This window comes from Proteiniphilum propionicum (genome assembly GCF_022267555.1).
GTDB lineage: Bacteria > Bacteroidota > Bacteroidia > Bacteroidales > Dysgonomonadaceae > Proteiniphilum > Proteiniphilum propionicum.
In genome coordinates, this window is the sequence record NZ_CP073586.1 from 351,085 (window position 1) to 376,084 (window position 25,000).

Annotated in this window: 19 protein-coding genes, 2 tRNA genes and 1 pseudogene; 13 read left to right on the forward strand and 9 right to left on the reverse strand. The window is 43.7% G+C overall.

Translation table 11 applies throughout. The annotated features are described in order from the left end of the window. Nucleotides 1-94 precede the first annotated feature (94 nt). From sppA to KDN43_RS01335, 7 genes are all read left to right on the forward strand, one after another. Nucleotides 95-1,870: a signal peptide peptidase SppA gene (gene sppA, locus KDN43_RS01305; RefSeq protein WP_238867905.1), complete on the forward strand. Its 1,776-nt coding sequence runs from the start codon at nt 95-97 to the stop codon at nt 1,868-1,870. A gap of 1 nt (nt 1,871) precedes the next feature. Next, entirely contained in the window at nt 1,872-2,984 is a 1,113-nt protein-coding gene (lpxK, locus tag KDN43_RS01310; protein WP_238867906.1) for a tetraacyldisaccharide 4'-kinase, read from the forward strand. After that, on the forward strand, nt 2,941-3,753 hold the full coding sequence (locus tag KDN43_RS01315) for a purine-nucleoside phosphorylase (protein WP_238867907.1): 813 nt from the start codon (nt 2,941-2,943) through the stop codon (nt 3,751-3,753). The genes lpxK and KDN43_RS01315 overlap by 44 nt, the downstream gene beginning before the upstream one ends. Continuing rightward, nucleotides 3,753-4,784, forward strand: a complete 1,032-nt coding sequence (gene thiL / locus KDN43_RS01320; protein WP_238867908.1) for a thiamine-phosphate kinase — start codon at nt 3,753-3,755, stop codon at nt 4,782-4,784. Before KDN43_RS01315 ends, thiL begins: the two co-directional genes overlap by 1 nt. An 80-nt stretch (nt 4,785-4,864) precedes the next feature. After that, nucleotides 4,865-4,937 (forward strand) — tRNA-Phe (locus KDN43_RS01325). Nucleotides 4,938-5,164: 227 nt separating this feature from the next. After that, nucleotides 5,165-5,920 (forward strand): ZIP family metal transporter, encoded by a 756-nt coding sequence (locus KDN43_RS01330; RefSeq protein WP_238867909.1) that lies wholly within the window; start codon nt 5,165-5,167, stop codon nt 5,918-5,920. A 171-nt stretch (nt 5,921-6,091) separates the two neighbouring features. Beyond that, nucleotides 6,092-6,868 carry a class I SAM-dependent methyltransferase gene (locus tag KDN43_RS01335; protein ID WP_238867910.1) on the forward strand — a complete coding sequence of 259 codons (777 nt, stop codon included), beginning with the start codon at nt 6,092-6,094 and terminating at the stop codon, nt 6,866-6,868. A gap of 152 nt (nt 6,869-7,020) precedes the next feature. Here KDN43_RS01335 and KDN43_RS01340 read toward each other — a convergent pair whose 3' ends face one another. Continuing rightward, nucleotides 7,021-7,707 carry a Crp/Fnr family transcriptional regulator gene (locus KDN43_RS01340; protein WP_238867911.1) on the reverse strand — a complete coding sequence of 229 codons (687 nt, stop codon included), beginning with the start codon at nt 7,705-7,707 and terminating at the stop codon, nt 7,021-7,023. 119 nt (nt 7,708-7,826) lie between these two features. Between KDN43_RS01340 and nrfH the strand changes: the two genes are divergently transcribed. The 5 genes from nrfH (at nt 7,827) to KDN43_RS01365 (ending at nt 14,707) form a co-directional block, all read left to right on the forward strand. Beyond that, nucleotides 7,827-8,444: a cytochrome c nitrite reductase small subunit gene (gene nrfH, locus KDN43_RS01345; protein ID WP_238867912.1), complete on the forward strand. Its 618-nt coding sequence runs from the start codon at nt 7,827-7,829 to the stop codon at nt 8,442-8,444. Nucleotides 8,445-8,623: 179 nt separating this feature from the next. Beyond that, on the forward strand, nt 8,624-10,123 hold the full coding sequence (gene nrfA / locus KDN43_RS01350) for an ammonia-forming cytochrome c nitrite reductase (RefSeq protein ID WP_238867913.1): 1,500 nt from the start codon (nt 8,624-8,626) through the stop codon (nt 10,121-10,123). 8 nt (nt 10,124-10,131) lie between these two features. Further along, the gene (locus KDN43_RS01355) at nt 10,132-11,403 is read left to right on the forward strand and encodes a cytochrome c biogenesis protein ResB (protein ID WP_238867914.1); all 1,272 of its coding nucleotides are present in this window, start codon (nt 10,132-10,134) and stop codon (nt 11,401-11,403) included. Further along, nucleotides 11,400-12,191: a cytochrome c biogenesis protein CcsA gene (gene ccsA / locus KDN43_RS01360; protein ID WP_238867915.1), complete on the forward strand. Its 792-nt coding sequence runs from the start codon at nt 11,400-11,402 to the stop codon at nt 12,189-12,191. The genes KDN43_RS01355 and ccsA overlap by 4 nt, the downstream gene beginning before the upstream one ends. 320 nt (nt 12,192-12,511) lie before the next feature. Further along, a complete protein-coding gene (locus KDN43_RS01365; protein ID WP_238867916.1) occupies nt 12,512-14,707 on the forward strand; it encodes a glutamine synthetase III family protein in 2,196 nt (731 codons plus the stop codon). Nucleotides 14,708-14,800: 93 nt separating this feature from the next. Here KDN43_RS01365 and KDN43_RS01370 read toward each other — a convergent pair whose 3' ends face one another. Continuing rightward, complete coding sequence (locus KDN43_RS01370; RefSeq protein WP_238867917.1) at nt 14,801-15,883, reverse strand: mannose-1-phosphate guanylyltransferase; 1,083 nt, start codon at nt 15,881-15,883, stop codon at nt 14,801-14,803. A 247-nt stretch (nt 15,884-16,130) separates the two neighbouring features. Here KDN43_RS01370 and KDN43_RS01375 point away from each other — a divergent pair. Further along, nucleotides 16,131-16,214 (forward strand) — tRNA-Leu (locus KDN43_RS01375). 110 nt (nt 16,215-16,324) lie between these two features. On the opposite strand, the gene KDN43_RS01380 is transcribed toward KDN43_RS01375, so the two are convergent. From KDN43_RS01380 to KDN43_RS01410, 7 genes and pseudogenes are all read right to left on the reverse strand, one after another. Continuing rightward, complete coding sequence (locus KDN43_RS01380) at nt 16,325-16,612, reverse strand: hypothetical protein (RefSeq protein WP_238867918.1); 288 nt, start codon at nt 16,610-16,612, stop codon at nt 16,325-16,327. Nucleotides 16,613-17,159: 547 nt separating this feature from the next. Further along, nucleotides 17,160-17,525: pseudogene (locus tag KDN43_RS01385) on the reverse strand (nucleotidyl transferase AbiEii/AbiGii toxin family protein); the annotation flags it as partial. Then, on the reverse strand, nt 17,440-17,919 hold the full coding sequence (locus tag KDN43_RS01390) for a type IV toxin-antitoxin system AbiEi family antitoxin domain-containing protein (protein WP_238869537.1): 480 nt from the start codon (nt 17,917-17,919) through the stop codon (nt 17,440-17,442). The gene KDN43_RS01390 and the pseudogene KDN43_RS01385, both read right to left, overlap by 86 nt. A gap of 477 nt (nt 17,920-18,396) precedes the next feature. Beyond that, a complete protein-coding gene (locus tag KDN43_RS01395) occupies nt 18,397-21,000 on the reverse strand; it encodes a DUF4861 family protein (RefSeq protein ID WP_238867919.1) in 2,604 nt (867 codons plus the stop codon). Nucleotides 21,001-21,006: 6 nt separating this feature from the next. Next, nucleotides 21,007-22,185 carry an alkaline phosphatase family protein gene (locus tag KDN43_RS01400; protein ID WP_238867920.1) on the reverse strand — a complete coding sequence of 393 codons (1,179 nt, stop codon included), beginning with the start codon at nt 22,183-22,185 and terminating at the stop codon, nt 21,007-21,009. 13 nt (nt 22,186-22,198) lie between these two features. Continuing rightward, nucleotides 22,199-23,317: an acyltransferase family protein gene (locus KDN43_RS01405; protein WP_238867921.1), complete on the reverse strand. Its 1,119-nt coding sequence runs from the start codon at nt 23,315-23,317 to the stop codon at nt 22,199-22,201. A 4-nt stretch (nt 23,318-23,321) separates the two neighbouring features. Then, nucleotides 23,322-24,938, reverse strand: a complete 1,617-nt coding sequence (locus tag KDN43_RS01410; RefSeq protein WP_238867922.1) for a beta-N-acetylhexosaminidase — start codon at nt 24,936-24,938, stop codon at nt 23,322-23,324. Between the last annotated feature and the right edge of the window lie 62 nt (nt 24,939-25,000).

Consider the following 25,000-nt stretch of genomic DNA (forward strand, 5'->3'; position numbering starts at 1 on the left):
CCAAGTGAAATTAATTAAGAATATGTAATTTTAAATTGTAGAGTAACTCTTTTTTCTTTATTTTTGTCCTGTTAATCAACTAAAAATTATTTCTATGAAGGATTTTCTAAAAATCATGCTCGCGTCTGCTTTGGGATTTATCATCGCAAACGTAATCTTTTCTTTGATTGCAATGATCTTCTTTTTCGGAGCAATGGGATCAGTTATTGATTCTATATCTTCGGAAAAATTCTCTCTTCAGGATAATTCGGTTTTAAACCTGCGATTAAGCGGCCCTATAAATGAACGTACCCCCGAGCAGGACCCGTTCACATCGATGATCAGTCGCGACGAAACCCAGCCAATTGGCCTGAACGACATTGTAAGTGCTATCCGAAAGGCCAAAAGCAGCGATAAGATCAAAGGCATCTACCTGGATTCGCGCATGATGTCGGCCTCCATGGCTACACTGGCCGAAATCCGTCAGGAACTGCTTGATTTCAAGGAGAGCGGCAAATTTATCGTTTCATACGCCGACATATATACACAGAGTGGTTATTACCTTGCCTCCGTAGCCGATAAAGTAGCAATCAATCCCAAAGGGATGCTCGACCTGCACGGGCTGGCCGCCACACCCATCTTCTTCAAGGATGCCCTTGACAAGCTGGGAATAGAGATACAGATCTTTAAGGTCGGCACCTATAAATCGGCCGTGGAGCCGTACACACAAAACGAGATGAGCGAAGCAAACAGAGAACAGCTGACCTCCATTCTGAATGACGCCTGGAGTTTCCTTAAAAACGATTTTGCCGAGTCGCGTTCACTCACTCCTGCCGGTATAGATTCTCTTGCCAACTTGCTGCCGTTGATCCGGGAAACCGATTTTCTACTTTCTTCCAATCTTGTAGATACGCTTCTTTATGAAACAGAGATGAAGGATTATCTTCGCTCGTTACTGAATATCGAAAAAAACAAAAAAATTCCATCGGCAACGGTAGCAAACATGAAATCGGTAAAAACTAAAACAGTCAAGAAAACCGATAATACAATTGCTATCCTCTATGCAGTTGGAGAAATCATTTCCGGTAACGGCTCATCCGGTATCCAGGATAAATATATTGTGGATCAGATTGAAAAACTGAGGATGGATGAAGAAATAAAGGCAGTGGTATTCCGCATAAATTCAGGTGGAGGGAGTGCCTATGCTTCAGAGCAGATCTGGAAAGCGATCAACGACCTGAAGTCAGAAAAGCCGGTAGTAGTTTCCATGGGCGACATGGCTGCCTCCGGAGGGTATTATATCGCCTGCAACGCCGACAAAATAGTTGCCCAGCCTACAACCCTAACCGGATCGATAGGGATATTCGGCACCATACCTAATTTAGAAGGTACATCCAAAAAAATAGGAGTAAATATCGATGAAGTAAAAACAAACGAGTTTTCAGATTTCGGGAATATTTCACGTCCTTTAAATGATAAAGAGAAACAGATGTTTCAGACAATGATAGAGCGGGGGTATGACCTCTTTCTAACGCGTTGTGCCGAAGGGCGTGATATACCAAAAGACTCAATGGCTCTCTACGCCGAAGGACGTGTATGGACAGGAAATCAGGCAAGACAAATTGGTCTTGTTGATGAATTGGGTGGTATTGAGAAAGCGATTGAAATTGCTGCCGATCTGGCTAACCTGGGAAAAAGCTATGTAGTTTTTGAATATCCCAGGCTACGATCAAGATTCGATGAGTTGTTGAACCCTTCAAAAGAGGATTTGGCCGCCAAAACTCTTAAAGAGTATCTTGGCTCAAGTTACGATCTGTTCATGCTCCTGAAAAATATTAAAGAACAGGATTACCTACAGGCCAGAATTCCTTTTGATCCGAACATTAAATAAAATGGGCAAACCTTCCGTCGAATTCCGTCGATCACTGCTGCCGTTATCATGGCTGTACAAAGTTGGGGTGAACTTTCGGAATGCACTTTTCGACAGAAAAATACTCAAACAAAAGAGTTTCAATATTCCTGTTATCTGCGTAGGTAATATCACTGCAGGAGGTACAGGAAAGACCCCGCATATTGAATATCTCATAAAATTGCTCTCCCCCGGGTATAAGGTCGCCGTTCTGAGCAGGGGATACAAACGTAGTAGCAAGGGTTTTATGATTGTTAATACCGATTCAAAAGCGAACGAAGCGGGTGATGAACCTTTACAAATAAAGCTGAAGTTTCCAGATACGCTCGTCGTGGTTGACAAAAACAGGGTAAACGCAATTGAAAAGATACTTAGCATTGATAAAAAAGAGAGGCCAGATGTGATTTTGCTCGATGATGGATTTCAGCACCGGTATGTACAGCCCTCGCTATCCATTCTTCTGGTAGACAGCAACCGTCCTGTGTTCGAAGACCGACTGCTTCCTGCGGGGATGCTTCGCGAGCCGTTGAAAGGGAAAGACAGGGCATCTATCGTACTGGTTACCAAATGCAATCCTGACATGCAGCCAATCGACTTCAGGATTTACACGAACGGGTTGAACCTGTACCCTTACCAGAAGTTGTTTTTCACATCACTCGATTATGGCACAGTCAGGCCCGTCTTCTCCGAAATCAGGGAAGACCGTTATCTATTGGACGATCTACGAAAGAAGCACGTGTTTCTTGTTACCGGTATTGCTTCACCTCAACCGCTGGTAGAGAAGCTTGAGCATAAGACATACAATCTCTATACGCGTTTTTTCCCCGATCACCATTTTTTCAATGATGCTGATGTGCAATCCATTCGTGAGCAGGTTGAATCATTGGAAGATGATAACAAGATCATTCTCACAACGGAAAAAGATGCCGTACGTTTCAGGGCGTTGCCTTTTCTGGATGAGGAGATAAAAAAAATACTCTATTACATTCCCGTTCGCATAACATTTATAGATGAGAAAGAAAAAGAATCATTTAATAAGAAAATATTAGAACATGTTAGAAGCTATCAAACAAACAGCAGATTATCTGAAGAGTAGAATTGAAGAGATTCCAAACACAGCCATTATTCTGGGTACGGGCCTGGGGGAACTGGTGCATGAGATTGAAGATAAAAATGAAATTTCCTACACCGAAATACCAAATTTCCCGATTTCCACGGTTGAAGGGCACAGCGGGAAACTGATTATAGGCAAGCTTGGCGGCAGAAAGGTGCTGGCCATGCAGGGGCGCTTCCACTACTATGAAGGGTACGATATGAAACAGGTTACTTTTCCTGTTCGCGTCTTCCAGTCCCTGGGTATAGAGTACCTATTTGTTTCCAATGCAGCCGGAGGGATGAACCCCAGTTTCGACATAGGCGATATCATGCTGATTGAAGACCATATAAACATGTTTCCCGAACACCCCCTTCATGGTAAAAACTTCAATGAGCTGGGTACACGCTTCCCAGATATGAGTGAAGCTTACAACAAAGAGTTGCGTCTGATGGCAATGGAGATAGCCAGGGAGAAAAACATCAAACTGCAGCACGGTGTCTACGTCGGTGTGCAGGGACCCACCTTTGAAACACCGGCCGAGTATAATTTTTTCCGCGTAATCGGTGGAGATGCAGTTGGAATGTCAACCGTTCCCGAAGTTATCGTTGCCAACCACGCGAGAATTAAAGTGCTTGCGTTTTCCATTATCACTGACCTGGGCGTAATAGGCAAGATTGTAGAGGTTTCTCACGAGGATGTGCAGGAGGCCGCCAAAATTGCCCAGCCAAAGATGGCGGAGATTATGCGTACCATAATCCAAAGGATCTGATGAGCCGCACAGAAATAGCCAACTTAGGCGAGTTTGGCTTAATAAATCACCTGACCAAAGACATCATCCCCAAGCAGGAAACAACCATCAAAGGGATTGGCGATGATGCGGCAATATTGGATTATAGGGGGAGAAACATACTGGTGACCACCGACCTGCTTCTGGAAGGTATACATTTCGACCTCATCTATTTTCCATTAAAGCATCTTGGATACAAAGCAGCGGTGGTCAACTTTTCCGATATATACGCAATGAACGGGATACCACGGCAGCTAACGGTATCTCTGGGTATTTCCAAGCGATTCTCGGTAGAAGACCTCGAAAACTTTTACAGTGGATTAAAGCTTGCCTGTGAAATATATGGAGTGGATATAGTGGGAGGTGATACCTCTTCCTCGCTTACCGGATTAACAATCAGCATCACATGCATTGGCTCGGCAGACAAAGAAAAAATAACCTTCAGAAATGGCGCCAAAGAGACAGACCTTATTTATGTTTCGGGCGACCTGGGAGCCTCTTATATGGGCTTGCAGCTTTTGGAAAGAGAAAAAGCAGTGTTCGACGGAAGCGGCGATTTTCAACCCGATTTTGCAGGAAAAGAATACCTGCTGGAACGCCAGCTCAAGCCGGAAGCTAGAAAAGATATCGTAGCACTGCTTGCAGAGAACGGAATTGTTCCTACCTCAATGATAGATATCTCGGACGGATTATCGTCTGACCTTCTACATATCTGCAACCAGAGTAATGCCGGTTGTCAAATTTTCGAAGAACGGCTTCCTATCGACTATCAGACAGCTATGATGGCCGGGACCTTTAACATGAACGTAACGACAGTGGCTCTAAGTGGAGGAGAAGATTATGAGCTTTTGTTCACAGTTCCATTGCATCTGCACGACAAGATGAGTACCATGCAGGGAGTTCATCTAATAGGGCATATCACCAAAGCCGAAAAGGGATGTTATCTAGTCACACGCGATGGACAGGAGATGCAGCTAAATGCTCAAGGATGGGATCCGCTGACAGTAGAGTAGATTTTTTTGACTTTTTTATTTACAAATTTTGTAAATCTCAAAAATGCGCTTATCTTTGCACTCGCAATTTGAGCAATGTTGGTGCCATAGCTCAGTCGGTAGAGCAAAGGACTGAAAATCCTTGTGTCCCCGGTTCGATTCCTGGTGGCACCACTTCATAAAATTATTAAACGCTGTAGTTACACAACTTACAGCGTTTTTTGTTTGCCTTAGGTCAAACATATATAAAACATTTTAAATTCATATACTCCCATATATCTATCAACTATACTGGTAATTTGAAATTACTCTGTAACTTTATCATAACATTTAAAGAAAAGTTCGGGATACACTGATTATACTTATACTTTATCATTATATTAGCGGAAAATTCGACACTTATGTTTGAAGCTGCATTTTGGGGGTTTGTCTCAGGTTCGGCCATTCTCATAGGAGCATTTTTAGGCCTTTACTTGAAAATAGGGGATAAAGTAACCGCTACTGTAATGGCTTTTGGAGCGGGAGTTTTAATATCAGCACTCTCCATCGACTTAATGGCAGAAGCTTTTGAAAAGGCACACGATCCCTTAACAGTAGGGTTGAGCTTTCTGGCAGGAGCAATTATGTTTGTTGGCGGAGACTATCTGATAGATTCCAGGGGCGGTCATTTTCGGAAACATGTTCATGGCATCTCGGAGCAAAAGAAAAAGGAAGAAGCAGGTAACAACTCAGGTTCAGCAATTTTATTAGGCACTTTCCTTGATGGTATCCCTGAGTCTTTCGTTGTCGGAGCATCAATCGCCGCAGGTGGTGCTACAGGCATTGTATTTATTATGGCTGTGTTTTTAAGTAACCTTCCGGAGGGAATGTCAGGTTCTTTGGGCATGAAAATGGCCGGTATGTCTAACAGGCAGATAATGGCTTTATGGACAGCAACAGTAATTATCACCGTTATAGCTTCTGTCTGTGGTTATATTTTCCTTGGTAGTTCACCCGGCTCCCTTCATGCAGCAACAATGGCATTTGCATCAGGTGCAATTCTGGCTATGCTCTGCGACACAATGATTCCTGAAGCATTCAGGTATGGCGGACGTGCAGTAGCATTGGTGACAGTGGTGGGATTTATGACAGCGTTCTTTCTTAGCAAATTGTTTTGATGAGGGTTGCAAATATAAAAATATTATACCAAAAAAAGACTCTTCATATGTGGCAACTAAAAATATCACAAATCAATTACTATCTTTGTCAATTAATTCTTTTTCGTAATGAATTGTTTTTTTATAAACAGCAACAGTCAACGCGCCTGAAACATAAATAGTGGCTAATATATGAATGATCTGGAGAAATTCTTTTATAACAACAACGATAAATTAATTGACAAGTGGAACCATTATTTTGATATTTATGATTTATATTTTAATAAATATCGGGGCAAAGAAATAGTAATACTTGAAATCGGCGTTTTCCAGGGGGGAAGCCTTCAAATGTGGAAGAAGTATTTCGGCCAAAATGCCAAAATATATGGTGTAGATATTAATCCTAACTGCAAAAACCTGGAGGAGGGAAATATCGAGATCTTCATAGGCTCTCAATCCGACCGGACATTCCTTCGTAAAATTAAAGAGCAGATACCACCAATTGATATTCTTATTGACGATGGCGGGCACACAATGACTCAACAAATTGTCACCTTTGAAGAACTTTTTGGACACATAAAAGAAACCGGTATATATTTATGCGAGGATACACATACATCATATCAAATAATGTATGGTGGGGGTTATAAAAGAAGAGGAACATTTATTGAATATAGTAAAAACCTTATTGACTTTTTAAATGCCTTCTATTCGGAACAATCATCATTGAAAGTTAATAATTTTACCATAAGTGTTAAAGCCATACATTTTTATGACAGCATTGTGATAATTGAAAAAGGACAACGGAGTAAGCCAAAAAGGCTTACAACAGGGAAGGCAACAGTTTCTAATTATTACCAGGAACCTTCAGGATTAAAAAAAACAAAATGGGAAATTAAAAAATCAATATTAAAGATAATAAATAAATTCTTGAGATATTTCAGGCTTAAAAGTTTTATTTGGAAATAGAAACATTCGAGTCCCCTCCGATAAGTCTTTTTTCTTGAAAATTCCACAAGATGAACATTGATTTTCAATATGTTGCAAACCGATAAAATTGGGTCTTGAGGTTTTCGGAGAGGACTCAACATTTTAATTACACTTTTGAGGGGATGCTGTTTTTAAAACATGTTTTGAAGTGCAACCCGATTTAGAATTGTAATCTTCCTCCTGTCAACCTCAATAATCCCCTCTTCTGCCATCTCCATCATCACCTTCACCAGCGCGGGACGGGAAACACTGAACAGCCGGGCAATACTCTCTTTTGTTGTTTTCAACTGGAAGCTCTTTTCCCCTTCCGACTCTTTCAGCAGGTAATAGGCCAGTTTTGCCCTTATTGTTCGTAATGAGACAAGTCGCAGCTTATCTGAAAGAAAGGATACCCTATTGGATATATATGCCAGGAAAGCAATCATAAACTCATCATACTTTTTCAACAGAAGGGATAGATTCTCCTTAGGTATCACAACAAACGTACAGGCAGTTCTGCAAATAGCAGAGACCGGGGAACGGTTATCGGCTGAAAACAAAAAACCGGTTGCCATGGGATTGGGAGCCTTGATATACTCTACCTTCATAAAATCTCCCTTATCATCTGCCATCTCGGTAACTGCCTCCCCTTTTATTAATATATAGAGTGATTGATAACGTGCCCCCTGGGTGACAATCACATCTCCTTTTTCAAATTTCCTTACAGAGAAGTGAATATCACGCATAAACTCGTCCCGCTGATCTTCAGGAACAGAGCTGCAAAGGGGACATTGAAAAATCATACCTGAATAGCCGGCATCAACAAATAAGTTGTCCATATCACCTTCAATTTAAGAAACTAAATTAGTTTATTTTTCGCAAACGTCATAATTATTACAGTTTTTTCAAGATTTTGTGCTTTACTTTGTTAATAATAAAAAGCTTAAAGTTTGCGACCATGAACAGACTGCGAAACTTCCGGAATAAAATTAAGCCTCGCGGGGGTTGGAGATATCCCGCAATCATCATCAGCGGGGCTTTCGTGGGGCTTTTTGCTTATACTTTTTTTGCATCAAGGGCTTACAGCTATCTATCCAACGACCCTGCGACCTGCGTTAACTGCCACATTATGGGCCCGTACTATGCAACCTGGATGCATAGTTCTCACGGCAGGAACACTACATGCAACGACTGTCACGTTCCGCAGGACAGTAAAGTAAAGGGATATTATTTTAAAGCAGTGGACGGATTACGCCATTCTGCCATATTCACCATCCGTGGAGAAAATCAGGCTATCCAAGCTATAGAAGCAAGCTCTCAGGTGATAATGGATAATTGTATTCGTTGCCATACTCAGCTCAACACCGAGTTTGTAAAAATCGGACGAATGGATTTCAAGGAGGTGAAGAATATGGGAGGTAACGCTTGCTGGGATTGCCACAGGAATGTACCGCACACCCTAAGCAGGTCGCTTTCATCAACACCTAATGCACGAGTACCTATGCCTGAAAGCAATGTTCCGGAATGGCTTCACAACATGGTGAAGAGATCAGAAATGAATAATACCAACCGTTGACAGATGCGGTATGCGGAAGACTAAGAGCTTTTGGCAGCTTACTGAAAGAAGCTGAGAATTGGTGATTGAAGCAGGACAGAAAGACTATGATGGCTACCCGAGGGCGGTTGGGCGATAAGAGTTGGCAAGGGACGGTTGAAAACTAAAAAACTGAAAACTAAGCATAAAACAGAGTTACTATGAACAGTAAAAGGCACAGTGACAGGATGAAGCCCTGGGTTGGGTGGTTTCTTTTTTTCGTTACGATGGGAATGGTATTCCTTTTGGGAATGCTGGCAGCTTCAATCACACAAAGAAGAGCCGAGATAGCTAGCGTGATGAACAACAGGAAAGTAGAAATAACTGGTATAGAGCCAAGAAGTGAGCTTTTTGCCGTTAACTATCCACACGAATACGAGACATGGAGCAGAACAGCCGATACCACTTTCCAGAGTGAATTTAACGGGAGCAAAGCAGTGGATGTACTTGCTGAACGTCCCGAGATGGTTATCCTTTGGGCCGGCTATGCTTTTTCAAAAGATTACAATACTCCCAGGGGGCATATGCATGCAGTGGAGGATGTGCATCATACATTGCGTACCGGAGCCCCAATGACTCCGGAAGAAGGGCCGCAGCCGGCAACCTGTTGGACATGTAAAAGTCCCGATGTACCCCGGCTGATGGAGTCTGAAGGCATCGCCGAATTCTATAACAAGACATGGGCCCACTGGGGGCAAGAGGTGGTAAACCCGATTGGTTGTGCAGACTGTCATAACGCAGAAACCATGGATTTGAAAATCAGCCGGCCCGGATTGATTGAAGGATTCGAAAATATGGGGCTGGATATTAAAGAAGCTACTCATCAGGAAATGCGTTCGCTGGCTTGTGCACAATGCCATGTAGAATACTACTTCACACCCGTGGGAAAATATCTGATCTTCCCATGGCACAATGGAACTACCATGGAGGGTGCAGAACAGTATTACGACAGCATAGGGTTTGCAGATTATACACACGCACTGAGCAAAGCACCAATCATAAAAGCGCAACACCCCGATTACGAGATATTCAAGACAGGTATCCATGCACAGCGAGGGGTCTCCTGTGCCGACTGCCATATGCCTTATATTTCAGAAGGTGGTATAAAATACAGCAGTCACCATGTGAGAAGCCCGCTGGCAAGCATGAATAACACCTGTCAGGTGTGCCATAGAGAGACGGAAGAGGACCTTCGCGATGCAGTGTATGAACGCCAGCGCAGTGCAAACCAGATTCGCGATCTGGTAGAGAAAGAGCTCGCTACCGCACATTTGGAGGCTCAGTACGCGTGGAACAAAGGGGCAACCGCGACACAGATGAAAAATGTACTGCAGCTTCTCCGACAGTCGCAATGGCGCTGGGATTACGCTGTTGCTTCACACGGTGGGGCCTTTCACTCTCCGGTTGAATATCAGCGTATTCTTTCATTAAGCCTTGACAGGGCTCACAAAGCCAGGTTTGAAACGGCAAAAGTACTTGCACAACTTGGATTTACCGGAGATGTTCCTCTACCCGATATTTCCACGAAAGAAAAAGCACAGGCTTATATCGGCCTTGATATGCAGAAAGAGAAAACCGATAAAAAAATATTTCAGGAGGTTATTATCCCTCAATGGCTTAAAATAGCCAGAGAGAACGACCGGCTGGCAAGCTTGAATTAAAAAGATAGATGAAAAATTCTTCACGAAATATCTGGGAGCAACCATGGGGATATACAGAAGGTTTTATACTTACCGCCGGTATCCTGCTCACGGGATTCTTTCTGCAGTTGGCCGTTGGAAATATTGAGATTTCCCTTTTCGCCGCACCTGTAAATTATATCACTGGTGCACTGTTTATCACGGGGATTATTCTTTTACATCTTCTGTCCGGGAAAAGCCGTGTAACAAGGTGGTTGTCGGGAATATATGCAGCCATTCCTGCAGTTAGTGCTCTGCTCCTCCTCTGTATAATTCTGGGATTACTCCCTCAACTCCCAAAAGAGATAGCCGGCAATGAGCTGCCACCTGGCATATTCAAACCGCTGGGCTGGTACCAGATGACTACTTCATGGCCATTTATACTGCTGTGCTTTTATTTGTTAATGATCTTGGGACTGGCTATACTCAAAAGGACAAGGAGGAAACAGTCGTTACGCGATATCGGGTTCTATCTGAATCATATCGGCCTTTTTGTCGCCCTGCTGGGAGGAATACTCGGCAGTGCAGATATGGAGCGACTCATCATGAGTGTAAATGAGGGGCAAGTGGAGTGGCGTGCGACAGACAGACAAGGGACAATAAAAGAGCTAACTATTGCTATCCAATTGGATTCATTCATTATTGAAGAGTATGAACCTAAGCTGGTGATTATTGATAATGAAACAGGAATTGTGTTACCTCTATCACGACCCGAAAGTTACATGTTTGAAGGAGCAGGAAAGACTGCCCTGCTGGCTGGAGCTACAATTGAGATTATTGAATATCTGCCTCATGCAGCCATCTTCAGGGATTCTGCTTTTTTGAATGTGGTACCAATGATGATGGAGGGAGCAGCCATCGCCATGAAGATAAGGGTGGACAAAGCAGGACTACCTTGTCCTGTGGAGGGATGGGTCAGCAACGGCAGTTATCTTTTTCCGCCTAACCAGTTGCAGATCGATGAGCATACCAGTGTAGCCATGCCGCTGCAGGAGGTTAAGAAATACAGATCGCATGTAACCGTCTATACTGAAGCAGGGCATACGCAAAAAATTGTCATTGAAGTAAACAAGCCATTATCAATAGGAGACTGGACAATTTATCAATACAGCTACGATGATTCAAAAGGAAAATACTCAGACACACCGATTTTTGAACTCGTGCGTGATCCGTGGCTGAAAGTGGTTTACAGCGGCATCTTCATGCTTATTGCAGGAGCCATCTTTATTTTTATTGCCGGACCTGAAAAAAGTATATTATGACCTGGAGTTCATTTATTTATTTTGCATTTGGTGCAGTACTCCTTTGGAGTTTTGGAGCAATTCTTGCGTACAAAAACAGAAACAAGGCAATGCCGTCAATGTTTACAGCGGCTGGACTTATGCTCTTTTTCATTTTTATATCGGGCCTCTGGATATCTTTGGAGAGACCGCCCCTGCGTACCATGGGCGAGACACGCCTTTGGTATTCGTTTTTCCTGCCTGTTGCGGGGCTGCTTACCTATCTAAGGTGGAACTACAGATGGATAATTTCATTCACCACTCTGCTCTCCTCGGTTTTTATAATTATAAATATCGCGAGCCCGGATATCCATAACAAAGTGCTCATGCCGGCACTGCAGAGCCCCTGGTTCGCCCCGCACGTTATTATCTACATGTTTTCCTATGCCATTGTGGGCGCCGCAACACTAGTAGCCATATACTATCTTGCCAGGGAGAATAAAATCGTCTGCAAAGCCCACATCATGAATATGACAGACAATATGGTGTATGCCGGTGTTGCCTGCATTACACTGGGCATGCTTATGGGAGCTATCTGGGCTAAAGATGCATGGGGACATTACTGGAGCTGGGATCCAAAAGAGACATGGGCTGCAACCACCTGGCTGGGGTACCTGATCTATATCCATTACCGCCTTAAAAGAAACTCTTCAAACAGAATCTCCATGATCATTCTGGTAGTTGCTTTTATATTGTTGCAAATATGTTGGTATGGATTGAACTACCTCCCCCCGGCAAAGCAAAGTATCCACACCTACTCTTCACAATGAGTGAATCGTTTACAGCATCCAATACCCGAAAACAATATATCTTAATGGTTGTCAGTACAAAATTACAATTGAACTTTCGCATGTGTTATGATAAGAGCTAAATCATTCAACTGACAACGTTTTGCGACCCGTTTTATCGCAGAAGCGCTCCACAAAAGATTGATATATCATATATTTAACTTTATACAATAGTAACTATCACATTAGGAACTTGATTAAATAAGATTTTTTCCGTATAAAAATCTTTTGTTCAACAAAATTGAAAAAACAACTACAAAATGATTAATTTTGTAGCTTCATCAAAATAATAATGTGTAGGTATGTCAAGATTACGATTTAAAGCGGTAGAAGCAGCATCAAAAAGAATTCCTGTAGAAGTTTCAGTTCCTGATCAGTTACCCTCCGAATATTTTGGTAAATATGTGTTCAATAGAACACAAATGTCAAAATATCTTTCAAAGGAAACTATGAATACCGTACTTGAGGCAATAGACCGCGGGACCACCCTGCATCGTGAGATCGCCGACCATGTGGCGGCAGGCATGAAGATGTGGGCAATGGAAATGGGTGCTACACATTATACTCACTGGTTTCAACCGCTCACCGAGGGAACTGCAGAAAAGCATGACTCGTTTATCGATTATGTGAATGGGCCGGGGGGGGGTATCATTGAACGCTTCTCCGGAAAATTGCTGGCTCAGCAGGAACCTGATGCATCTAGTTTTCCAAGTGGCGGCATACGAAATACTTTTGAAGCGAGAGGATATACAGCATGGGACCCCTCCTCCCCCGCTTTTATCATAGATGATACACTTTGCATCCCAACCGTTTTTATCTCCTACACAGGGGAAGCACTTGACTACAAAACACCGCTGTTGAAATCACTTACTGCAGTGGATAAAGCAGCGGTTGAGGTTTGCAGGCTTTTTCACACGGATGTAAGGAAGGTGTACTCATTTCTTGGCTGGGAGCAGGAGTATTTTCTTGTTGACCAGGCACTATATGCTGCACGCCCCGATCTGAGCCTTACAGACCGTACACTTATGGGGCACGAGAGCGCCAAAAACCAGCAGCTTGAAGATCACTATTTTGGTGCCATACCCCCCAGGGTAGCCTCATTTATGCGTGAGGTGGAGTTTGAAGCATATAAATATGGCATTCCTTTGAAAACACGCCATAATGAAGTAGCGCCTAATCAATTTGAACTCGCGCCTATCTACTGTGAAACAAATCTGGCAGTAGATCAAAATCTGCTTGTGATGTCACTCATGCGACGGATTGCTGCCAGGCACCATTTTAAACTGTTACTCCACGAAAAGCCATTTGCAGGAGTAAACGGTTCAGGCAAGCACAACAACTGGTCGCTTTGTACCGATACAGGCATAGGGCTTTTCACACCCGGCAAGAGTGCCAATGAAAACCTCTTGTTTGTCACATTCCTGGTAAACACCCTTATGGCAGTACACAAACACAATGGGCTGCTTAAAGCCTCAATCATGTCGGCCAACAATGCACACAGGCTTGGAGCCAACGAAGCGCCCCCAGCTATCATATCCGTATTTCTAGGAAAGCAGATATCCGGTGTACTGGATAAGATTGAGCAAAGTTCGGAAGATGATGATATCACCGTTGACGAATTGAAAAAGATGCAGCTTGGTGTAGCACATATTCCCGAGGTACTGATCGACAATACCGACAGAAACCGCACATCTCCCTTCGCTTTTACCGGCAATCGCTTTGAATTCAGGGCAGTAGGTTCATCTGCTAACTGTTCATCTGCCATGATCGCTTTGAATTCAGCTGTTGCTGCCCAGTTGATCAATTTCAAAAAAGAGATTGACCGAAAAATGAAAAAAGGAATAAAGAAAGAGGAGGCTATATTCGATACTCTCCGACTTTATATCAAAGAATCCAAACCAATCCGCTTCGAAGGTAACGGTTACAGCGACGAATGGAGAGAGGAAGCCAAAAGAAGAGGGATAGACTGCGAAACAAGCGTTCCCCTTATATATGACGTGTATACCTCGAAAGAATCGGTAGAGATGTTCGAAAGCATAGGCGTACTGAACGAAAAGGAACTACATGCCCGCAACGAGGTGAAGTGGGAAACCTATACCAAAAAGGTACAGATAGAAGCACGTGTGCTTGGCGACCTCTGCATGAACCATATCATACCTGTTGCTACCGAATACCAATCGATGTTGCTGGATAACATATATAAAATGCATGCCGTTTTCGACAAAGAGAAAGCGGACAGGCTATCAAAAGAAGACGCTGCCCTTATCGAGGAGATTGCAGACCATATATCAGCAATTAAAACCAACGTGGATGATATGGTGGACGCCCGCAAGGCGGCCAACAAGCTGGAAGAGGCCCGTGACAAGGCCCTGGCCTACCACGACACGGTAGAAGTCTTCTTCAACGTTATCCGTTATCACGTGGACAAGCTGGAACTGATAGTTGACAATCAGATGTGGACCCTGCCGAAGTACAGAGAGCTGCTGTTCATAAGCTAACAGTCTCCAGCGATTTTGCAAAACATCAGCTCTGCAAACCTGAAACAAGGTTATGTTATCTGCTGAAAGGCCTCTGCCGGCAGGGTAAGAGTTTTAAATATATTTGTCTCCGTAACGGAATTTCACATCTGTCACGAAATGTTTGATGCGCTGCTCTTCGCTTTTTTTGCATATAAGCAGCACATTATCCGACTCAGCCACTATATAATCGTCAAGTCCCTGTATCACTACCAGTTTATCCTCACTCATAGCAACAATGTTACCGGTACTTTCTATATAAAACGTTTTACAATGCAGGTTGGCATTATTGTTCTCGTCGCGGGCAGATATATCGTGTAACGCCCCCCACGTACCCAGATCACTCCATCCAAAATTGGAGATGTTTACATACACGTTGTCTGCTTTTTCCAGGACTCCGTAATCGATTGAAATATTGGGGCAGAAGGGGAAACTGGCATCAATAAACTCTTTTTCTGCAGGTGTATTAAACAGCTCTCTGCCTTCACTGAATTTCTGAATTATATCAGGAAGGTATTTACCAAATGCATCTAAAATAGTGTTCACATTCCAGAGAAATATGCCCGAGTTCCATACAAATTCTCCACTGTCGACAAACTTCTTAGCAATTTCAAAATTTGGTTTTTCGGTAAACGCTTTCACTTTGTGTATGCCACCCATCTCTTTCTCATTAACCTGAATATAACCATAACCTGTTTCAGGACGGCTAGGTGTTATACCCAGTGTCAGCAGATATGGATTTTCAGCCACAAAATTAAGGCCGTTTTTCATATCAGCTACAAACTCATCCTCCTTCATTATCAGATGATCTGATGGTGCTACAATTATATTTGCTTCAGGATCCACCGACCTGATCCTGAATGAAGCGTAGGCAATAGCAGGTGCAGTATTTCGTCTTATAGGCTCCAGCAGAATTTGATTCTCTTTCAACTCCGGGAGTTGTTTTTTTGTCATCTCTGCATATGCATCATTTGTAACGACAAAAATATTCTCAGCTGGAACAATCTTTTTAAACCTGTCGAAAGTGGTTTGCAGCAGAGATCTGCCTGTTCCAAAAAAATCAAGAAATTGTTTGGGTTTACCTTCCTTGCTAAAAGGCCAAAAGCGGCTACCCACTCCACCGCTCATAATAACACAATAATTATGATTGTTTCTCATTTCTAAGATCATATATATTTAATAAAATGAAATTCATACTGATTTACCCCTGCTATTTTACGGGTTAGATGCTAAATAAATAACACCATTTAGTTACAGTTTGTTTATGGTTTTCTCTATTTTACCTTAAAGATACAAAACAAAAATGGAAAACATCGCAACGAAGTCCGGCAAATGAATAAAAAGTGGGAAAACTTTTTTTGTAATCTCAAAAATATGTGTACTTTTGCACTCTCTTTAATCTGATGCCCAGATGGCGGAATTGGTAGACGCGCTGGTCTCAAACACCAGTGGATTCACTTCCATGCCGGTTCGATCCCGGCTCTGGGCACTCGAAAAGACAAATCCTAATTGACGGATAATCAATTAGGATTTTTTGCTTTTAGATTTGTTCCCAAATTGTTCCCGAATAGAGATTATCCCACATTTTCCCCACGAGAGTCATTTTTGAGAGTCTTCTGTTGTATCCACAATTTCCCAGCCCGCATCCCTGAAATGGTTAATATCATCGCAAACATTTTCTTTTAAACAGGCAAAACATAGCAAATGGGTTGGTCTGGAAAAACCCACATACATCATTTTCACCACTTCTTTAGTTCTTTTATACTCTCCACCATTATATTCGTGTTCTTGCTTGAATAGCGGGTTGTTTAAAATCCGTTTACCTCCTTTGGCTTTTACTTTTAACTTCTCAGTTTCATATTTATAAAAAGAAGTCTCAACATACATTGTTGCACAGTGAGTTTGTCCTTTTGATGAATGAACAGTCCCAATATCAATATTTATATGATTAGATGGGGCTAGTTCTGAATTTTCTTTAGTCGATACAATTAAGGGCTCGAACTCCTCTCCTAAAAAATTTTGTTTCTGTAGTCAAAGCCAAATTAAACCAAACCTTAAAGTTGTTTCCAATAAATTGTTTAATGGCAGTGTATATTTCAGAGTAGTTTCTTTTTGTTGATAAAGAGTAGCTCCAGATATATAGGTCTTGCTTAAAGGAGTTGTAGTCTACTGGATTTGACTTAATTCTGTTAATCATATCTTTGTAAAACGATGGCGATGCTTTGAACCATTGGAACATAAAAACGATTAGGGGATCGACTCCTAACCGTTTTTGACCAACTAAAACTCAGGTCTCAGCATTACCCATTAGAAAAAAGGTGCCCAATTAACTATAAAAATAAAACCTGACACAGTTTAATTAACACATCCTTATTTTTCAAAATTCTATTATTCTCTTAGAATTCAATTTATTCATATAGTCATTTTATCAGATTTAAAACTTTATCATATCTGCTAACTGCAAAAAGTAATCATTCGACCAGATTTCCAACTCGTCCGAATTTTTAATAAATGGCAATACATCACGTTTAACCATTTTGATATCAGTAGTTGTTATCCGTTCTTTTAATTTGTCCAAGAATTGTTCTTTGCTCATCTCAATATAATCAAATTGTTTAATTCGCTCCTGCAAGTGATTAAAATTTAGTTTTACTCCATTTCTAACGTACCATTCAAAATCGTACCAATCACGCCCTTTTACCCTTTGTTTCCATTTACGGAACACCATAGCGTGCATTTTCCTTGCATATAAATCCGGTAATACAAAACAACGCGTCATAAATGAGTAAGGGAGCAACAAGGGAAAAATCCATATCAAACCGGATATTCTCTTCTAAATAAGTTTGAAGCAATTTTATGGAACGAAGTTGCAGTTTTGGGGTATAAGCAATTTGGTCGCATAACGCCTTTTCGGGCGAGGAAATCAGAAAAGCGTAATCATCTTGAACGACTGGCGAAATTCCAATAGGGTAATAATTCGCAGGACATGATATGTAACTAAACAGACCGAATTGGTTTTTAAAACTCCGGCTTCTCTTTAAGGTCATCGAGACCGTATTAAATACTCTTTCGGGTATTAATCCATAAAACCGTAACGCACTTTCCATTGATACATACGAAGGGCCATAGAGATGGTTGGCAATCAGCTCAGTAGATATGAGTTTTTTTGAGACTTGAGGAGAAACAATATACATTCCTCTCTTTAGTCGAATAATAGTACCCTGTTTTTCTAAATCGGAAATTTTATCGTTTAATGATTTATGAGCAGGATAAATACTTCGTAATGAGGTGTAATCTATCGGAATAATACCAAAATCGAGTAGGGAATTCTTAGAGTAATTATTTTTTACTTCGCTAATATAGCCATTATCTGCATAGTTAATCGACTTTTTCTCGATTTTCTATGTAAAAAGTTACATTTATTGTTAATCAAGGTATTTTACCAGTTCTTTTTTCATGTCTTCATCAATCTGTCTGTAACGATTAAAAGCCTTGCTGCCTTCTTTGTGTCCGCTTAATGCACCTACTAAATTGGGATCTTTAACTTGTGAACTGCACCCCAAAAGTTGGACACAAAACTTTTGGGGTGCAGTTCAATATGGAGGCTTTAATTTTCAAATTCCTCTTCCACCCAGAGGAGTTAAAGAGTTATCTATTTCAACTGTTTCCTCTTAATGTTTTAATACATCAAACCAATCCTGTGCCGAAGGGCAACATTGAAATTGATGCCCGCGCAACCAGTCACCCTGAATGTTATAAGTTATTGGTTTTCCACGTTTACAATCCAGTACTACCCGGTGTTCCTCCGGTTGGTTATCGAAACGCAGGAACCGTTCCGGTGGAAACATGATTCCCATGCCTATCCAGCCGATCTCCGGATCCTGGAATCCCCACGAACCGATAATGCCGGCATCTTTGTCGGAAAAGAACGTCTCGTCCGGTAACCTAACCAAACCTATGCCCAATTCGATTTTATCGCCTGGAGCGCCGCCATCCACCGTCGCTACCACCGATGAATAAAGATCCCCGGCGCCGATTGAAGGACGCAGCCGTACTGTGTAGGGGGCGTTTTCAGGGCCGACCCCTTCCGCCACGAATTCAAGGATGACCCTATGGTGTGTTTCCTCCACCAACCGGCCGCTAAAAATGGGGGCTCCCTTGCCCGTTTCGTTGCGGACCGGATAGGGCACGCCATTCACATAGAGGATGACCCCTCCGCATCCCGCCGTTTTCCCCACGTGCAGGATATCCATTCCCCAACCGTTCTGGTCGATATGGTAACTCTTGCCCTCGGCTATTTTTGGCATGATCAGCGTGTCAATCCACTGCCGTTTACCGAAGAGGTCGAAATGACCCAAGTAAAAGCGGAAGGCCGCTTTTTCCGATTCCCATCCCCAGTTGGGAGGAAGCCATTGGTTGTTCCAGGCCACGCGCGGCCTGTCCTCTTCCCTGCGCAACCGTGCCGTCCATGCATGATAATCTTCTTCCGGTCTGCCCGTTTTGAAATGTTTCGCGACGGTTTTGACCATAGCTTGTGTGTCGCCTTTACTGCGGGCTGCGTTGAATTTTCTCCAGAAGGAATTGTTTTTGTATCCCGATTTTTTCAGCCGGTCGATCTGCCGGTCCTGCACCAGCGTAAGGTAGTACAATATGGATTGGTCGCTGTTGATAAGGCGACGTGCAATATCGTCCGGAATATTTTTACCCTGCATGCGATTTGCAAGCAAATCCCACACCGCGTCTTCTTCCATTTCCTCCTTCGTGGATCGGAGTGCTGTAGTAAGAGCCATTACCAGATTGTATGTATGTTCCGGTTCGGTTTTAAAAATGGGCGCCAATGTCTCGTTTAACTCCTTGAATGTCCAGCCCACCGGTTTTACGTCCGACACATCTATGGGGAAGGAGTCATCCGTTATGCCGTCGCCATCCGTGTCAATATCCACCCTGTCCATGATGCCGTCCTTGTCTGTATCCACCCAGAGGTACGCCATGTCTGTTTTTGTGTCGAAGTCGTAATCCACCTTGATCCAGCTCCTGTTGCTGTTTTTAATATGGACGCGATGGTCGGCGGGATTGAAATAAAACTCGTTGGGTCCAGAGGGCTTAAGCACCAGTTCATAGCGTTTGTTATAAGGTCCGCAATCCGGAGCGCCGATTCGCGGCATATAGTATCCTGAATCGGTGGATGCGGCATTGATCACTCCTTCCCAGCGTTCAATGGTATCTTTCGGATCATTGAATGCGATATTCAGGTTATTCTCATTCCAGGTCATCAACACACGTTCCCAAGTAACTGTTTGCAAGTAATTGCGTGCAGTAGAGCGTTTCAACACCGGACCGGTAGGGATACCCCGGATCATAAAATGTTCCGTTTGCTCTTCCGGTAAATACATGATGAAATCGCTCTCCCGATCCTTCTCTTGTGTCCATCCTTTTGCACATGCCGAAACGGACACATCGAAATCTCTTTGCTTTCCCGCTATCGGGTTCACATTAAAGCTCCACCGGAGTGACTTCACCAACTCTTCTTTTCCTTCTACGCGAATTACCTCTTCACTGATGCCGTCGTTATCGAAATCGTAAAAAAGGAACGGGTTCTCAAAATGAGGGATCCATTTGTCTTGTTCAGGATTCAGGTAATAAGCGACAAAACTTTCATTTCCTCCAAAATGTGAGTGGTTCTGGCAAGGAATCTGATAATAGACATAATCCATATCGTAATCCAACAGGTTATCGTCCCCATCGTCGGTTGAGACAAGCACCCGCAATCCATCAAAAGGAACCCGCCAGCCTTTCTTACCGTAAGTGAACCATTCCATCACGTCGAGATCCCCGTCTCCGTCGAAATCGCGATAGCTGATCACGGCATCGACCAATCCGTCGGCATGCCAGTCGGCGATCCAGAGATCTCCATACTTTTCGGGCTCCTTGCCCATCTCCAGATTACCATTCTCGTCAATCACTTTGACCAGTATCGGTTTTTTTGCTTCCGTATGGCGCGGTTCGATATCGATAAACCACACCTCCTCCGGCTTGCCGTCACCGTCCCTGTCCACATAGTGGCGCTTACCCGGGGTATCATTTTTTACTTTTTCAACCATAGCAGGATCCAGTCTGACGGCATCGCCGAAAATCTGCTCAAAAGCGTTTTGCTTCGCCATCTTTTCCGTGTCCTGTGCATGTACGGTTGTGGTGTGAAGGCAGCAAATGGAAATCATCCAAAGAAAAGCCATACCGAGCCGCAACCGATTTTTGTTCAATAAATTTTGTACCATAAATTTTTATTTGATCAGCAATGTTTCTTTCATTTTATGCAATACGTCCTCGTTGGCCTCTATCAGGTGTTCCGTTGAACCCGCCCTGTGCCACTCCGTTATCCTGTCCTGATGGTAAAACGGCTCGGGCGTCAGGTATTCATTGGAGAGGGAGGAGATAATATTGGCCACATAGTTATTCTTCTCGGCAACCAAAACCAATTGGGCATACAGAATATTGTATTGCCGGATTTGCTGATTGATGGTTTTGATATATCGGGCTGGATGATAGGATGATGCGTCCGTTTTTGCCATGATCTCTTCCACGGCTTTTCCCGCCCCGCCGCCGGTGTTCGGGGCTTCCACGCCCAACAGCCGGGCAATTGTCGGCGCAAGGTCGGTATGCTCAAAGTAAGGGAGTTCACGTCCCCGGGCGATTCCGGTTCCGCCAAAGACCAACGGCGTCACCCAGCTATCCTCGTCGAGCATGGGATGCCATCCCACCTTACTCTGTCCGTGATCGGAGGTTACTATTAAAACGGTACTCTCCCATTTTCCTGCCGTTTTCAGGTAATCGATCAACTCTCCCAGCAGTCTGTCGGCATTCTCAATGGCTTCGACATAAGGAGAACCCTCTCCGAAAACATCTCTCGCATAAGGCTTCCCTTCACTGAACATGGCTATATTCGTACCTAGGGATCCCGGGCTTTGCAGGTGAACGCGCATAAAACGGATCTCCTGGCTTTCCAGCAGGTTGATGGCCTGTTGTACCGTCTGATCATCCGTCAGCGAGTTATCCATGATACAGGTGGAGAAACCCCTTCCCACGGAACGATAGGCGGTCGTGTTCACCACGAATGCCGTCTGTTGCTTCGGGGAGATCATCTCCTGGATCATTTTATTCTTCGGGCTCAGGAAGATGGTGCCTTCATGCAGCATCGGGTTGGGAAAGGAGCAACTGTTCGACAGACTGTAATCCCCCACCGTGGGGTGATGGGGAATGATCATGTACGATTTCCGCACGTACGTCCCTCCCTTTATCAGGGAATTAAGCACCGGCATATTCAATTTTTCCGGCGCCTGCCAGTGCATTCCGTCAATCATGAACAGGATCACCCTTTCAGGCTCCTTCGCCGATAAAGTCGATATATTCACCGACAAGAGATACAGCAGAAACAATACCAAACCTACATGTATTCTTTTCATATCATTATTTATTTTACAATTTAATGAAAATATTCCGTTTATACATATAATAGCAGATGCCCCAGACCATAAACGCCACCACCGCAATCGTCACCATGTTGATCACCATATCGCCTCCCCAGCCAAAAAGACGGTACGTGAACGGACGGGCCATCCGGGTAAGCAGACTCTTTCCGCCGAGGCTGCTGAAAAGGTAAATAAAAATAGGGTTCATACCCACGATGGCAAAGAACGTGGCTACCTTTCTGAAGCGGAGTATATCCACAAAGAGATAGGACAATCCCATCGCCAGCAAGCACCAACCGCCGCTGAAAATGACAAAAGAGCCGGTGCTGATACGCTCTATCATGGGGATACATAACCCCAGCAGATACCCTCCCATGATCCCGGCGACCCCGGTTGAAAGCATGATCCATAGTTTTTTCTTTCGGGGCCAATCAGTCATTAATAATTTTCCTATGCAGACGCCCCAGAGGATATGGGCGCAAGTAGGCACCGCATTGAATGTGACCCAATGGTCGGGATGCAGATGACCCACTGTGACTGAATCTAACCATGCGCCGAAATTGTGGTCGGGCGTGTAGGGCATATTGTATCCTTTTATCGACCAAAGCTGGTAAAGCAGGTCGGAGACCAGTATCAGCGCAAAGGAAACCACCAGTTGCCATTTCACATCCTTTTGCAACAACAGAAAGGCAAACACATACACAAACGCCAGTTGGGGAAGGATATTGGTCAGGTAATAGGTATCGTCTTTTGCTCCCAGCATAAAACCGAGCAGCAGCAGCCAGAAGGAACGCTTCAGGGCATGGATGAACGACCGCTTCCAGCTATCGCCCCGTGCAAGCCTTTTGGAAAGAGAGAAAGGCATGGAGACACCGACGATAAACATAAAAAAAGGCTGTATCAGGTCCCAGAAATAGATCTCGAACCAGTTGCCGTGATTGGAGTGCTTGTCGAGCCAGGCAATAAACGCACCTCCCTGCCCCTGTTCCGTCATTTGGTGAAACAGGGTCGCTATCCCCGATACAAGGATAAACATCACCAATCCCCTAAAGAAGTCTATGGAAAGGATTCTTTCCTGTTCCTTGCCCATGCCGGTAGGCACATGGTTTGTTTGATTCGATTCCATCTCTTCAATCTTTTTTTCTCATTTCCGGCCCTGCAACTTCAGGACTTGAATCGGGGTTTTTATAATCGAAGAAAACGATGCCGGATTTTTTGTAAATTTCCATCATCCTGTCCATCCGCAAATTGAAGTTCTCGTAATTTTTTGACCGATCTTGCGTCCATGCGGCTTCCGCCAATGCCGACAGCCGGGGATATACCATAAACTGTAACCGCTCGGACGTATGAATTCTTTCTGTCCATACATTCCCTTGCAGGCCTTTGACCAATGGTGTAGCCACAGATATGCCTGAAGTGTAACCCGTACCGGGAAAATGATAGACCCTTTCCATGGGTGCGTACTCGCCTTTCGACCATTTCCGGCCGTATTGATGCAACGGATGCTGGACGAAATCCAAATAGAGGGGCAGCCGCGGACACAGCACTATTTCATAACCTTTACTTATCGCTTTTTCAAGCTGTTCAGGCCTCTCTTGACGCCACCACATCACCACCGTATTGGACACGGGCAAGCCGGCAGTGACCACTTCATCCCATCCCATAACGGTTTTACCCAGCGTACGGATGGAGTCCGACATCCTGTTCAGGAAGTAGTGTTCCACTGCCACCAGGTCGTTGAGTCGTTCTGTTCTCATCAGCTCTCCGATTTCAGTCAAGTGATTCCACTGCTCATTGCCAAAGTGCACCTCATCTCCGCCTATATGGATATATTTTGAAGGAAAAAGAGCGGTTATCTCTTTTAGAATATTTGTTAGAAACGTATAGGTGCCCTCTTTCCCCGGATTAAAAGTAAAGTGGGGATACCGCTTTGAACCGCTGCCGCTGAACTCGGGATAGGCTTTAACCGCGGAGGTGGCATGTCCCGGCATATCTATTTCGGGAATGACTTCGATAAACCGCTCTGCCGCATATTGCACTATTTCGGCTATTTCGGCCTGTGTGTAATATTGAGCCGGGGCATCCGGATCGGTGAGGTTGCCGATGGCTCCCACGGAAGTCAATAGGGGATACTGCTTGATTTCGATTCTCCACCCCTGGGAGTCGGTAAGGTGCCAGTGGAATTTATTTAGTTTGTGCAACGCCATCAAGTCGAGTAATTTCTTCACTTCGGCTTTTCCCATAAAATGGCGGGATTCATCCAGCATCAAACCGCGCCAGCCATAACGGGGATTGTCACGAATGACGGCACATGGAATGGAGCCTACTGCCCCGGCACTGTTTATCAACTGAAAAGCCGACTGCAACCCGTAAAAACAACCGTTTGCACATCCGGCTTCAATAATAATACCTGTGGGGGAAACTATCAACCGGTATTCTTCGGGATTGTGACAGACTGCGTTTCTGACTAATTGTATCCATCCCTTTTTCCCTGTCTTCTTTGCTTGCAAGGAAAAATTTTCCAGCGTTTCCACAAATCCGGGAATCAGGGAGCTGAATTCCCCTGATTCGGCCGAGACAGTGATTACTTGAGGAACTATTGACACGCCTTCCCTTTGTTCATAATGATTGGGAAAAGGTATAATTCCCTGAGCATTGCCTATGACAAATGAAAGGGATAAAAAGAAAAGGAAGGCTATAATACGATTATTTACCACAGAACAAATTTGATATTTATTATTAATCATTTTACTTTCTCCTTATATCTGCTAAATGTTATGTATCATTGTTTTTTCTAAATTCGGCAGTT

Bases quoted from the DNA above. Each gene is read 5' to 3' on its own strand.
- KDN43_RS01410 (WP_238867922.1), bottom strand. From the start codon at position 24,938: ATGATTAATAATAAATATCAAATTTGTTCTGTGGTAAATAATCGTATT.
- KDN43_RS01405 (WP_238867921.1), bottom strand. From the start codon at position 23,317: ATGGAATCGAATCAAACAAACCATGTGCCTACCGGCATGGGCAAGGAA.
- KDN43_RS01390 (WP_238869537.1), bottom strand. From the start codon at position 17,919: ATGTATATTGTTTCTCCTCAAGTCTCAAAAAAACTCATATCTACTGAG.
- KDN43_RS01355 (WP_238867914.1), top strand. From the start codon at position 10,132: ATGAAAAATTCTTCACGAAATATCTGGGAGCAACCATGGGGATATACA.
- KDN43_RS01335 (WP_238867910.1), top strand. From the start codon at position 6,092: ATGAATGATCTGGAGAAATTCTTTTATAACAACAACGATAAATTAATT.
- KDN43_RS01340 (WP_238867911.1), bottom strand. From the start codon at position 7,707: ATGGACAACTTATTTGTTGATGCCGGCTATTCAGGTATGATTTTTCAA.
- ccsA (WP_238867915.1), top strand. From the start codon at position 11,400: ATGACCTGGAGTTCATTTATTTATTTTGCATTTGGTGCAGTACTCCTT.
- KDN43_RS01370 (WP_238867917.1), bottom strand. From the start codon at position 15,883: ATGAGAAACAATCATAATTATTGTGTTATTATGAGCGGTGGAGTGGGT.
- KDN43_RS01395 (WP_238867919.1), bottom strand. From the start codon at position 21,000: ATGGTACAAAATTTATTGAACAAAAATCGGTTGCGGCTCGGTATGGCT.
- KDN43_RS01330 (WP_238867909.1), top strand. From the start codon at position 5,165: ATGTTTGAAGCTGCATTTTGGGGGTTTGTCTCAGGTTCGGCCATTCTC.
- lpxK (WP_238867906.1), top strand. From the start codon at position 1,872: ATGGGCAAACCTTCCGTCGAATTCCGTCGATCACTGCTGCCGTTATCA.
- KDN43_RS01315 (WP_238867907.1), top strand. From the start codon at position 2,941: ATGTTAGAAGCTATCAAACAAACAGCAGATTATCTGAAGAGTAGAATT.
- nrfA (WP_238867913.1), top strand. From the start codon at position 8,624: ATGAACAGTAAAAGGCACAGTGACAGGATGAAGCCCTGGGTTGGGTGG.
- KDN43_RS01365 (WP_238867916.1), top strand. From the start codon at position 12,512: ATGTCAAGATTACGATTTAAAGCGGTAGAAGCAGCATCAAAAAGAATT.
- KDN43_RS01400 (WP_238867920.1), bottom strand. From the start codon at position 22,185: ATGAAAAGAATACATGTAGGTTTGGTATTGTTTCTGCTGTATCTCTTG.
- nrfH (WP_238867912.1), top strand. From the start codon at position 7,827: ATGAACAGACTGCGAAACTTCCGGAATAAAATTAAGCCTCGCGGGGGT.
- sppA (WP_238867905.1), top strand. From the start codon at position 95: ATGAAGGATTTTCTAAAAATCATGCTCGCGTCTGCTTTGGGATTTATC.
- KDN43_RS01380 (WP_238867918.1), bottom strand. From the start codon at position 16,612: ATGTATGTTGAGACTTCTTTTTATAAATATGAAACTGAGAAGTTAAAA.
- thiL (WP_238867908.1), top strand. From the start codon at position 3,753: ATGAGCCGCACAGAAATAGCCAACTTAGGCGAGTTTGGCTTAATAAAT.